The organism is Sphingomonas sp. (assembly GCF_048595155.1).
Lineage (GTDB): Bacteria > Pseudomonadota > Alphaproteobacteria > Sphingomonadales > Sphingomonadaceae > Sphingomonas_I.
The window spans coordinates 1-11044 of the sequence record NZ_JBMDXN010000024.1; the positions used below are offsets into that span (position 1 = coordinate 1).

Consider the following 11044-nt stretch of genomic DNA (forward strand, 5'->3'; position numbering starts at 1 on the left):
TTTTTGATACTGTTTGTCGGGGGTTGGGGGGGGGGGGGGCCACAGAATTGCCTGTTGGGGGGCTAACGCCGACTGGGCCGGCGCGGACCATGTGATCGACCGTAATCTTTTTCGGCAGAAAATGGCCGCGATCAGCCTAAACGACGCCGAACTCATTCCGGACGGCATGTCGCCGCTTTTCCTGGCCGAATTCACCTGGACCAATTTGTGGAAGGACGTGCAGAAGCCCGCCATCAGTTCCGGCCGCAAACTTACGCCAGCCGAGCAACAGGCCTTCAACGCTCAAGTGGCAACGTTCCGAAAGAGTATGGACGACGCCCAGGCCCTGGTTGGAGGCCGGCTGAAGGAGATGAACACGAGAACGGACTTTACCGCAGCGGCCGCCAGATATCGCGCCAATCGTCGATTATCGCGGAGTGAATCAATCCTGTTGCAAGTCTGGCTGGGCAAGACCGAGCAGGACGTGGTCGCTGCCAACGGCAATCCCTCGGTTCGCCAGGCGGGCGCGCGCTTCCTGTCTTATGGGCAGGCGTTTAACAATCAGGTATTGTGGCAAAACGTCGTCACCGGTGCGACCATGACAGGTGGGGGCTATGATACGTGCAACGTCACTTTCGCGCTGATCCCGGATAGCGCGGGTACGCTGCGGGTGGCCGACGTATCGGTCTTCCATGACAAGGATGGCGACACACGCAACCTCAGGAACGCCTGCAGCGATATCATGAACGTGCCCGCCTCCTGAGGTGCCGCCTATTCCGAAATCGACTTCATTTGCCGGCAGCGCGCATACAGTTGCCCAGCACGCGATAGGCCTGCTGCAGCCCGATCAGTTTGGATCGGAATACTTCCTTGCCCTGCATCTGGACGGCGATGTCATTGCTGTCTGGTTTTTCCAGCAGCGATTTCTGAACATCGATCGTCAGCACCAAAGCGCCGCTGGCCGCACCTGGCATACTGACATGCCCTGCGGGAACGGCGGCAGCAGGGCGATTGCCGGTTAAGCTGACCTGGACGGTTTCGGGCTTTGCGGCCGGGGGGATTGCCTTGCCGACGAACCAGATCGAGCCGTAATGCTTTCGCGCCATGTCGGCATCGTCGGGCCCGCGCATCGAGAATGTATTGTCCGGCGCGATGAAATTGACCGAGCAATGATATCCGGTGTTTTCACGGTCCCGGAACAGCACCCAGAACCCCTCCTTTCCTTTGTAGAAGGGCTCGCTGTACATCGGCGCGGCGGAGGATCCACCGCCAAGCAATTCAGGTGGAATTTGTGCCGAAGCGGAAGACGCCAGCATCGGCGCTATAACCGCGCCTGCGAGCCACAGCTTCATCAAAGACCCTTTCCGTTAACCGATAAGGATGGCTAGCAGAGGGTCCGGCCCGCGACAATTATCGTTCCTGAAGCTGCACGGTCTCGGCAATTCTCCTCTTAACCCACCCAGCCGCTTTCATAGCTGTCGGTGGCCGAGAACTTGGCAAACCTTTGAGATAGGCTCAAGACATCCGCCAACGGCGGCCCCTAGCGCTATCGGATGGCGCTATCCCTCGATCCAGGGTCGGTGGCACGCAACGGCAGCGGCATGGCCCCGCAGCTCGGGCGCTGGCGCAACCCTGGGACGTGCATCCAATAATCCCTCCAGCAGGTCCTGACCTTCGCGCCATGCGCCCAGCCCCGAGTCCGCGTTGATATGCCCGACATGATCCAGAAGCACACACTGCGCACCCCACGCCCCCGCCAGCTCAATCGCACGGTCGGCATCGCACCACGGATCGTCACTGCTCGCCACTGTCATCGTGGGGAACGGCAGCATGCTTTGTGGAGCAGGCGCAAACGGCGCCAGCCGTGCGTCCACCCCCGGACGATCGACATCCGGCGGCGCGACCAGCATGGCACCCACCACGTTTCCGCTGACATCCTCGCCGAGCAGGCCGGCCCACCACAGGATGGCGTGACACCCCAGACTATGTCCGACCAGCACGACTGGGCCGTTGGCGGCCGCAACCGCCTGATCGATCCTGCTGATCCAGATATTGCGGATCGGATTATCCCACATCCCCAGTTCCACCCGAACACAATCGGGACGTTCGGATTCCCAGATCGTTTGCCAGTGACCAGGGCCGGAATTGCCAAGTCCCGGCACCATCAGGCACAAGGGCGAGAGGCCAGATTCGCTGGATGCCATGCCGTGCACTCCGCAATGGACGTGCGGGCACCTTAATCCCTATTTAACAAGTAGGAAATATAGCAAGCGTTGGCGCGCGCGTAGCTTGGCTTGGACGCTGCACGCTTGAACCGCCAGCCCGGCGAGCGAACGATGTGTGCACCGCCCGCCCGCTAGTCGGAGTTCAGTATTTAAGCGCAGCGCGCCCGGCATATCGGCCGATCGCGCCAAGTTCTTCCTCGATGCGGATCAGCTGGTTATATTTGGCAAGCCGGTCGGACCGCGCGAGGCTCCCCGTCTTGATCTGTCCGCAATTGGTCGCGACCGCGAGATCTGCGATCGTCGAATCTTCCGTTTCGCCGGAGCGGTGCGACATCACGGCGGTATAGCCGGCCCGCTGCGCCATGCTGACCGCTTCCAAGGTTTCGCTCAGCGTGCCGATCTGATTGACCTTCACGAGCAACGAATTGGCGACACCCTTCTCGATGCCCTCCGCCAGAATGCGGGGATTGGTCACGAAGATGTCGTCGCCAACCAGCTGGCAGCTTGCGCCCAGCCGGTCGGTCAGCAGCTTCCAGCCCTCCCAATCCTGTTCGGCCATGCCGTCCTCGATCGAGACGATCGGATATTTGCCGGCCAGTTCCGCCAGATAATCGACCATCTCGGCCGGGCTCAGCTTCCGGCCTTCGCCTTCCAGATCATAGACGCCGTTCTTGAAGAACTCGCTGGCCGCGCAATCCAGCGCAATGCCGACATCCTCGCCGGGCGTGTAGCCGGCGGCTTCGATCGAGCTCATGATGAAATCCAGCGCATCGGACGGGCTGGCGAGGTTCGGCGCGAAGCCGCCTTCGTCGCCTACGGCCGTCGCCAATCCCTTGTCGTGCAGCTTCTTCTTCAGCGTGTGGAAGATCTCGGTACCGCAGCGGACCGCTTCGATCAGGCTGTCGCTACCGGTCGGTACGATCATGAATTCCTGAAAGTCGATCGGATTGTCGGCATGGGCACCGCCGTTGACAATGTTCATCATCGGCACCGGCAGCAGGTGCGCAGCGACGCCGCCGACATAGCGGTAGAGCGGCAGGCCTCGCGCCTCTGCCGCTGCTCTCGCGACGGCAAGACTGACGCCGAGGATGCCATTGGCGCCCAGCCGGCCCTTATTCTCGGTCCCGTCCAGCTCGATCATGATGGCGTCGACCTCGCCCTGATCCTCCGCCTCCAGCCCTTCCACCGCCTCGGCGATCTCGCTGTTCACGGCTTCGACGGCATCATCCACGCCCTTCCCCCCCCAACGGCTCTTGTCGCCATCGCGGCGCTCGACCGCCTCGCGGGTGCCTGTGGAGGCGCCGGACGGAACGGCGGCGCGGCCGAAGCTGCCGTCCTCCAACGTGACGTCGACCTCGACGGTGGGATTGCCCCGGCTGTCGATCACGGTGCGGGCGTGGACGTCGACGATCGCGGTCATGGGGGTTTTCCTTGCGCTATGCTGAAACAGATGCCGCGCCTCTATCGGCGGCAAACGCATCAGGCAATAATAACGGAAACGGAACGAAATAGTGTATTAGGATGATGGAACGCAGCCGCAGTGCGGCGGTTGAATCATCGACACCCGTCAACCCAGGAGACGAAACATGGCTTCCCCCGACGATCAGCTGCCCGAGGGCACCGATGCCATCATCGAGGGCGCGAGCGTGAGCGACGATAGCGACGGTCCGGATCAGGGTTTCGCCTCGATCGGAACGGCCGAAACGGGCCGGGACGATGCAGGCGCGCGGCCGAACGTCGGCACCGACAGCGCGACCGGCGCAGACGGCGCGGCACCCCTTTTTGGCCGGTTCGACGATCTGCGCGGCCAGGCGACCGACAAGGCGCGCGATTTTGCGCAGGCCGGTAAGGATCGCGCGACCGCGGCATTGGACAATCTGGTACAGACGGTCGAGGATGCCGCTGCCGAAATCGACGACAAGCTGGGGCGCCAATATGGTGATTATGCACGTCGCGCCGCGCAGGGCATTGGCAGTTTCTCGGATACATTCCGCGACAAGGACGTGGACGATCTGTTCCAGGATGCGCGCGCGCTGATCGCCCGATCGCCGGCCATCGCCGTCGGCACGGCGGCCGCTTTGGGCTTCGTGGTCGCGCGGCTGGCACGTGCCGGGCTGGCGGACGGCGGCACCCGCGAAGATACGCCGAAGGCGTGACCCAATTGAAGACCGGCGAGGAGCCTGTGCCGCTCCGCGAGCTCGCCGCGCGCCTGATCGATAATGGCAAGGCCTATCTCCGGGCCGAGGTGAATCTCGTCAAGACGACGGTCTCGACCAAGGCGGGCCAGGCTGGGCCCGCCTTGGCCATGATCGTTGTCGCGATCCTGCTCGTCCAGGCAGCCCTCACGGTGCTGGTCGCGGCGCTGGGCTTGCTGCTGGCGCGCTGGCTGGGGCTTGCCGGCGGGTTCGCCGTGGCAGCGGTCGCGGTGCTGGCGATCGCAGGCTTACTGAGCTGGATCGCCATAAATCGCATCAAGGGCATGGCAAAATGAGTGAGGCGGATGTCGCGCGGGCACGCGCCGAAGTTGCTGCGGCGCGAGAACGTTTCCTTGGATCGGCCCAGGCGCTGCAAGCCCGACTGAAACCGTCCGTGCTTGCAAATGACGCTTGGGAAAGCGCGCGGGACGCCGGGGAGAGCGCCGCCAACGGCGCCGCGCGCGTGATTAGTCAGCGCCCTGTGGCCGCGTCTGCAGCCGCAATAGGCGTTACTGCGTTGATAGCCCGTAAACCGATCGCGCGGCTGATCGCCCGGCTGCGTGGCAAAGATGATGATGGAGACAGTGATGAGTAAGCCGAAAGCCGCGGATAACGACACGAACAATGGCGCTCTCACCGATGCGTACGGCAAGGTGAGCGAGCGCGTCGCCTCTGCTTATGCGGCTGCGCGCGAGAAGACGTCGGGCGCTGGCCAGAGCCTGGAGGCGAGCCCGCTGGCGGCGTTGCTTGGCGGCATCGCGATTGGTGCGCTCGCTGGCGCCTTGCTGCCCCGCATCGAAAAGGAAAAGGAGCTGCTCGGGCCGCTGGGCGCCAAGATTGGCGATGCAGCCCGTGCCGCGCTGGAAGCGGGCCGCACCGCGGGCACGGACGCGCTGGATGAATCCGGCCTTTCGACCGATCAGCTGCGCGCCCAGGTGTCGAAGCTGGTCGAGCAGGCCCTGAAGGCGGCCGGCACCGCCGGCGCAGCCGCAATCCAGGCGGCACGCGAGTCGGCAACCCGCTAGAAGTTCAACGCAAGTTCAGACGGGCGGGCGCTTGCGTCCGCTCGTCGCTTTTTGGAGATAGGTATGATCAAGGTTCGTGGCGCCCTGCTGGCGCTTGGCATCGCTTCGGGCATGCTTCTTCCCGCGGTCACCGCGCCGGCGTCGGCGGCGGTGGACACCAGCGATCCGCAGCGTTTCATTCAGACCCTGACGACGGACGGCTTCGCAGCGATGCGCAGCGGGAGCCGCGAAGCAGCCAAGGCCAAGTTCCGGGCGCTTCTGTCGCAGAATGTGGCGGTCGATCAGATTGGCGACCGCCTGATCCGTGCATGGTTGCCGAAGATCACGCCGGCGCAGCGCGCGGCCTACAAGTCGGCCCTGCCCGGCTATGTCGTGGGCACCTATGCGGATCGCCTGTTCGAATATTCCAACGCCAGCATCCGTGTGATCCGGTCTCAGCCGACTGCCGGCGGTGGTGCAGACGTCTATACGCAGGTGACCAAGCCCGGCGCGCAGCCGATCGCGGCCACCTGGTCGGTGGTGAAGATTGGCGGCGCCTGGAAGGTGCTGAACCTGAACGTCGCCGGCATCAACGTCGCCATGGCCCAGGCCGCAGATTTCAACTCCGTCATCCAGCGCCAGGGCTTCGATGCGCTGGTTCGCATGATGAACGCGCGCAAATAATCAACGCGCACTTGCAACTCCCCCCCGCCGACGGCAGGAAGCTTTGCCCATGAGCAAAATGCACCTGGTGTTCGGCGGGCGGGTCAAAGACCCGCGCACGCTCGATTTCGAAGACCTCTCCAAGGTGGAGGTGGTCGGCTTTTTTCCGGATTATGCCAGCGCCGAAAAGGCGTGGCGGGCTGCTGCGCAGCGCACGGTCGATGACGCCGAAATGCGCTACGTCATCGTCCATCTTCATCGCCTGTTGAACCCCGACGCCAAGGACTGAACCGGCTGGCCGAATAGGTCTATCCGGAGCATCGGCCGCGAACTGCTCTCCAGCGAGCGCGACAGGCCTCAGCTGGTTTGTCGCCTCGCCTGCTTAGGCTTTGCGATAGCGCCAGCGCAGGAGGGGGCGCGCGATGATCAGTCCGACCAGAAAGCCGCCAACGTGGGCGGCCCAGGCGATAGCAAGCCCCTGGGTGCGGGACACCAGGCCCAGCATCAGCTGCACGGCGATCCACGCCGCTGCGAGCCGGGCAATATGCAACCAGCGCGCCACCTCCGGCGAGAATTTCGACGGACGGCGCTGGCCGTAGAGTATGGCATAAGCCCCGACGAGCGCCGAGATTGCTCCGCTGGCGCCGACCATGGGCGAGGTCGAATGCGGCCCCACCGCATAATGCGCGGCCGCTGCCCCATAGGCGCCTAGCACATAGAGCAAGACGACGCCGGGCCGTCCCAGCGCCACTTCATCGTCGCGTCCGCAAAAGTAGAGCATCAGCAGGTTGAAGCCGAGATGCAGCAGGCCGCCATGCAGCAACGTCGCGCTAAGCGGCGTCAGCCACACGGGTAGCGCATAAGGCACGGCCAAACCGGATAGCCGCGCGGGAATGAACCCGCCGAGCACAGCGGCATCGGCGAAGCGGTCCGTCGCGCTCAGCAAGGCAAAGCTGAGCAGCGTTACCCCGCAAATGGCGAAGGTTGCCTTGGGAGGAGCGGCTTTCATGGAACGACAATGGGCGCGGCGGACGGCGCCGCTGCCGCCCCACCAGACCGGGCATAAGATAGAAATCCGGCCGCCATGGATCGTCCAAAGCTACGGAAAAATGTCAAATCAGATGAATTCGATGCCGGTGACGACGTAATATTTATCGCCCGAGGGCACAGTGACCTCAACCTCTTCGTCGACCTTACGACCGATCAAGGCGCGGCCCAGCGGCGAGGAATAGGAAATGCGGCCTGCCTTGGCGTCCGCCTCGGTCTGCCCCACGATCTGATAGGTGATGGGCTTGTCGTCCTCGTCCACCAGATGCACGGTCGCGCCGAACACGACCTTGTCACCCGACAAGGTCTTCGGATCGACGACCAATGCGCGCGAGAGCTTGTCTTCGATGTCGGCGATCATCGCCTCGATCTGGCCCTGACGCTCCTTCGCCGCGTGATATTCGGCATTTTCCGAAAGATCACCGTGCGCGCGCGCTTCCTCGATCGCGTCGATGATCTGCGGCCGCTCCGTCTTGAGACGCGCGACTTCGGCGGTGAGCATGTCGTGCCCTTCCACCAGCATCGGCATCTTCTCGTCGCTTGCCATGTCTACCAAACCCCTTGTGCAGCGTAAAAAATACGAAGCGGAAAGCCTCAAGCGTCAAAAAACTACCCCGCGCCGCCACTTGGCGACGCCCGCATCTTCACGATGTCTGGGATCGTCAGCTAGCTATGATAGGATTGGAGCGAGCGCACTTCAAGGCTGTGCTCCCGCAACGCTGCAATCGCCCGTACCGCCGCCACGCCTGCGGCCGCCGTGGTGAAATAGGGGATGCGCGCCAGCATTGCGGACGCGCGGATCGACTTGGAATCCTGCAGCGACTGCCAGCCTTCGGTCGTGTTCAGCACCAGCTGCACGCCGCCGTCCTTCAGCCGATCGACGATGTGGGGCCGTCCCTGTGCGACCTTGTTCACGCGCTCCACCGCCAGTCCGCGTCCGGCAAGATATTCGGCCGTGCCGTCGGTCGCCACGATGTCGAAACCCAGGTCGATCAACATCCGCACCGCAGGCTCGATCACCGGCTTGTCGCTCGGCTTGACCGATACGAACACCGTTCCGGCCTGCGGCAGGACCGTCCCTGCCCCCAGTTGCGCCTTGGCGAAGGCCGTGGCGAAGTCGCGGTCGATGCCCATCACTTCGCCGGTCGACTTCATCTCGGGCGAGAGCACGGGATCCACACCGGGGACGCGCGCCCACGGGAATACCGCTTCCTTGACCGCAATATAATCCACGTCGAGGTCGATCCTGGGCAGATCCTTCAACATCTCGCCCGCCATCACGCGGGCGGCAATCTTGGCGATCGGCGCGCCGACGGCCTTGGCGACGAACGGCACCGTGCGGCTGGCGCGCGGATTGACTTCGATCAGATAGACCTGACCGTCCTTCACCGCATATTGGACGTTCATCAGGCCCTTGACCTTCAGCGCCCGGGCAAGCGCATCGGTCTGCCGTTCGATCTCCGCCACGATTTCGGGCGACAGGCTGTGGGGTGGCAGCGAACAGGCGCTGTCACCCGAATGGACGCCCGCCTCTTCGATATGCTCCATCACGCCGGCGATGACGACGTCGGTGCCGTCGGCGATCGCATCCACATCAACCTCGATCGCATCGCGAAGATAGCGATCGATCAATACGGGGGAGTCGCCCGACACTTGCACCGCGGTCGCGATATAATTGTCGAGCTGCGCCGGCGTATCGACTACCTCCATCGCCCGTCCGCCAAGGACATAGGAGGGGCGTGTCAGCACGGGATATCCGATCCGGTCCGCCACCGCGATTGCTTCGTCGCGGCTGCGCGCGATCCCGTTGGCCGGCTGCTTCAGCTCCAGCTTGTTCACCAAAGCCGCGAACCGCTCGCGGTCTTCCGCAAGATCGATCGCATCGGGCGAGGTGCCGAGAATGGGGATGCCCGCATTCTCCAGCTCCTGCGCAAGCTTGAGGGGAGTCTGGCCGCCAAATTGCACGATCACGCCTACCAGCTCGCCGCTCTGCTGCTCGACATGCAGAATTTCCAGCACGTCCTCGACCGTCACTGGCTCGAAATACAGGCGATCGGACGTGTCATAGTCGGTGCTGACCGTCTCCGGATTGCAATTGACCATGATCGTCTCGAAGCCCGCATCGCTCAGCGCAAAGCAGGCGTGGCAGCAGCAATAATCGAATTCGATGCCCTGGCCGATGCGGTTGGGGCCGCCACCCAGGATCACGATCTTGCGGCGATCCGACGGCTGCGCCTCATTTTCGGGCTCGCCGAAGGCCGGCGCCTCATAGGTCGAGTACATATAAGGCGTCTTGGCTTCGAATTCGGCGGCGCAGGTATCGATGCGCTTGAACACCGGCCGCACGCCCAGCTTGTGGCGATGGGCGCGGACCTCCGCTTCGGTGACGCCGCCGGCCATCGCGCGGATGACATCATGGACGATGCCCGATCCGCGCGCTTGCTCCCGCTGCATGCCGCGCAGGTTGGCGCTGTTCAGCGCGAGCCACGCCAGACGCTTGTCGGAGAAACCCATGCTCTTGAGCTTGCGCATGGCGGCCGGGTCACGCGGCAGCCCCTCGCGGCACACCTGCTCCTCCGCGCGGACGATCTCGGCCAGCCGCTCCACGAACCAGGGATCATATTTGGCGATGCGATGAACATCGTCGACAGTGAAGCCTTCGCGCAGGGCCTGTGCGGCGATCAACAGCCGGTCGGGCGTCGCTTCGGCCAGCGCGGCCTCGATCTCGGCGCGCGGCGCGCCCTTCAGCCGATCGACGACGTTCAGGCCGGACAAGCCCGTCTCCAGCCCGCGCAGCGCCTTCTGCAGGCTCTCATGAAAGTTGCGGCCGATCGCCATCACTTCACCGACCGATTTCATCGCCGTGGTCAGATGATCGGACGCGCCTTTGAACTTCTCGAATGCGAAGCGCGGGATCTTGGTGACGACATAGTCGATTGTCGGCTCGAAGCTGGCGGGTGTGGCGCCGGTGATGTCATTGTCGATCTCGTCGAGCGTATAGCCAACCGCGAGCTTGGCCGCGACCTTGGCGATCGGGAAGCCCGTCGCCTTCGATGCCAGCGCCGACGAGCGCGACACGCGCGGGTTCATCTCGATCACGACCAGGCGGCCGTCTTTCGGGTTGACCGCGAACTGGACGTTGGAGCCACCGGTTTCGACGCCGATCTCGCGCAGCACCGCGATGCTGGCATTGCGCATGATCTGATATTCTTTGTCGGTCAGCGTCAGCGCCGGCGCGACCGTGATGGAATCGCCGGTGTGGACGCCCATCGGATCGACATTCTCGATCGAGCAGATGATGATGGCATTGTCGTTACGATCCCGCACGACCTCCATCTCATATTCCTTCCAGCCGAGCACGCTCTCCTCGACCAGCACTTCGGTGGTCGGGGACAGATCGAGGCCGGAGGTGACGATCTCGATGAATTCCTGGCGGTTATAGGCGATGCCGCCGCCCTGCCCGCCCATGGTGAAGCTCGGCCGGATGATCGAGGGCAAGCCCACGAAATCCAGCGCGTCGAGCGCCTCATCGATGGAGTGGGCGATGCGCGAGCGCGGGCTTTCCAGCCCGATCTTGTCCATCGCATTGCGGAACTTCAGCCGATCCTCGGCCTTGTCGATCGCCTCGGCATCCGCGCCGATCATCTGGCAGCCGAACTTCTCCAGCGTGCCATCATGCCACAACGCCAGCGCCGTATTGAGCGCGGTCTGGCCGCCCATCGTCGGGAGCACGGCGTCAGGCCGCTCCTTTTCGATGATGCGCGCGACGACTTCGGGCGTGATCGGCTCAACATAGGTCGCGTCCGCCATGTCCGGATCGGTCATGATCGTCGCCGGGTTCGAATTGACGAGGATGATGCGGTAGCCCTCCTCGCGCAGCGCCTTGCACGCCTGCGTCCCCGAGTAATCGAACTCGCACGCCTGGCCGATG

The 11044-nt window shown here is 63.6% G+C and carries 12 protein-coding genes; 6 read left to right on the forward strand and 6 right to left on the reverse strand.

Translation table 11 applies throughout. The features are described 5' to 3' along the window. Window positions 1-91: 91 nt before the first annotated feature. A complete protein-coding gene (locus ACOJSI_RS04330; protein WP_420137034.1) occupies window positions 92-742 on the forward strand; it encodes a hypothetical protein in 651 nt (216 codons plus the stop codon). 25 nt (window positions 743-767) lie between these two features. Here the strand turns inward: ACOJSI_RS04330 and ACOJSI_RS04335 are convergent, their stop codons facing one another. The 3 genes from ACOJSI_RS04335 to eno all read right to left on the reverse strand — a co-directional run bounded on the left by ACOJSI_RS04335 (window position 768) and on the right by eno (window position 3624). After that, a complete protein-coding gene (locus tag ACOJSI_RS04335; protein ID WP_420137035.1) occupies window positions 768-1331 on the reverse strand; it encodes a hypothetical protein in 564 nt (187 codons plus the stop codon). A 207-nt stretch (window positions 1332-1538) separates the two neighbouring features. Beyond that, window positions 1539-2183 carry an RBBP9/YdeN family alpha/beta hydrolase gene (locus tag ACOJSI_RS04340; RefSeq protein WP_420137036.1) on the reverse strand — a complete coding sequence of 215 codons (645 nt, stop codon included), beginning with the start codon at window positions 2181-2183 and terminating at the stop codon, window positions 1539-1541. A 163-nt stretch (window positions 2184-2346) separates the two neighbouring features. Further along, window positions 2347-3624 carry a phosphopyruvate hydratase gene (gene eno, locus ACOJSI_RS04345; protein WP_420137037.1) on the reverse strand — a complete coding sequence of 426 codons (1278 nt, stop codon included), beginning with the start codon at window positions 3622-3624 and terminating at the stop codon, window positions 2347-2349. Between the two features lie 166 nt (window positions 3625-3790). Here eno and ACOJSI_RS04350 point away from each other — a divergent pair, with 166 nt between their 5' ends. The 5 genes from ACOJSI_RS04350 (at window position 3791) to ACOJSI_RS04370 (ending at window position 6355) form a co-directional block, all read left to right on the forward strand. Then, entirely contained in the window at window positions 3791-4360 is a 570-nt protein-coding gene (locus ACOJSI_RS04350; RefSeq protein WP_420137038.1) for a hypothetical protein, read from the forward strand. Further along, entirely contained in the window at window positions 4357-4695 is a 339-nt protein-coding gene (locus ACOJSI_RS04355) for a phage holin family protein (protein ID WP_420137039.1), read from the forward strand. The genes ACOJSI_RS04350 and ACOJSI_RS04355 overlap by 4 nt, the downstream gene beginning before the upstream one ends. A 291-nt stretch (window positions 4696-4986) precedes the next feature. Beyond that, window positions 4987-5424, forward strand: coding sequence for a hypothetical protein (locus ACOJSI_RS04360; RefSeq protein ID WP_420137040.1), 438 nt, complete (start codon window positions 4987-4989; stop codon window positions 5422-5424). A gap of 63 nt (window positions 5425-5487) precedes the next feature. Further along, window positions 5488-6087 carry an MlaC/ttg2D family ABC transporter substrate-binding protein gene (locus ACOJSI_RS04365; RefSeq protein WP_420137041.1) on the forward strand — a complete coding sequence of 200 codons (600 nt, stop codon included), beginning with the start codon at window positions 5488-5490 and terminating at the stop codon, window positions 6085-6087. 49 nt (window positions 6088-6136) lie between these two features. Next, window positions 6137-6355: a DUF4170 domain-containing protein gene (locus tag ACOJSI_RS04370; RefSeq protein ID WP_420137042.1), complete on the forward strand. Its 219-nt coding sequence runs from the start codon at window positions 6137-6139 to the stop codon at window positions 6353-6355. Window positions 6356-6448: 93 nt separating this feature from the next. Here the strand turns inward: ACOJSI_RS04370 and ACOJSI_RS04375 are convergent, their stop codons facing one another. From ACOJSI_RS04375 to carB, 3 genes are all read right to left on the reverse strand, one after another. After that, window positions 6449-7075: a rhomboid family intramembrane serine protease gene (locus tag ACOJSI_RS04375; protein ID WP_420137043.1), complete on the reverse strand. Its 627-nt coding sequence runs from the start codon at window positions 7073-7075 to the stop codon at window positions 6449-6451. Window positions 7076-7183: 108 nt separating this feature from the next. Next, a complete protein-coding gene (gene greA, locus ACOJSI_RS04380) occupies window positions 7184-7660 on the reverse strand; it encodes a transcription elongation factor GreA (protein ID WP_420137044.1) in 477 nt (158 codons plus the stop codon). 119 nt (window positions 7661-7779) lie between these two features. Further along, entirely contained in the window at window positions 7780-11043 is a 3264-nt protein-coding gene (gene carB, locus ACOJSI_RS04385; RefSeq protein WP_420137045.1) for a carbamoyl-phosphate synthase large subunit, read from the reverse strand. Window position 11044: the final 1 nt, after the last annotated feature.

Excerpts from the sequence above, each read along its gene's own strand:
- ACOJSI_RS04335 (WP_420137035.1), bottom strand. The coding sequence starts at position 1,331 with ATGAAGCTGTGGCTCGCAGGCGCGGTTATAGCGCCGATGCTGGCGTCT.
- ACOJSI_RS04340 (WP_420137036.1), bottom strand. The coding sequence starts at position 2,183 with ATGGCATCCAGCGAATCTGGCCTCTCGCCCTTGTGCCTGATGGTGCCG.
- eno (WP_420137037.1), bottom strand. The coding sequence starts at position 3,624 with ATGACCGCGATCGTCGACGTCCACGCCCGCACCGTGATCGACAGCCGG.
- ACOJSI_RS04350 (WP_420137038.1), top strand. The coding sequence starts at position 3,791 with ATGGCTTCCCCCGACGATCAGCTGCCCGAGGGCACCGATGCCATCATC.
- ACOJSI_RS04360 (WP_420137040.1), top strand. The coding sequence starts at position 4,987 with ATGAGTAAGCCGAAAGCCGCGGATAACGACACGAACAATGGCGCTCTC.
- ACOJSI_RS04365 (WP_420137041.1), top strand. The coding sequence starts at position 5,488 with ATGATCAAGGTTCGTGGCGCCCTGCTGGCGCTTGGCATCGCTTCGGGC.
- ACOJSI_RS04370 (WP_420137042.1), top strand. The coding sequence starts at position 6,137 with ATGAGCAAAATGCACCTGGTGTTCGGCGGGCGGGTCAAAGACCCGCGC.
- ACOJSI_RS04375 (WP_420137043.1), bottom strand. The coding sequence starts at position 7,075 with ATGAAAGCCGCTCCTCCCAAGGCAACCTTCGCCATTTGCGGGGTAACG.
- greA (WP_420137044.1), bottom strand. The coding sequence starts at position 7,660 with ATGGCAAGCGACGAGAAGATGCCGATGCTGGTGGAAGGGCACGACATG.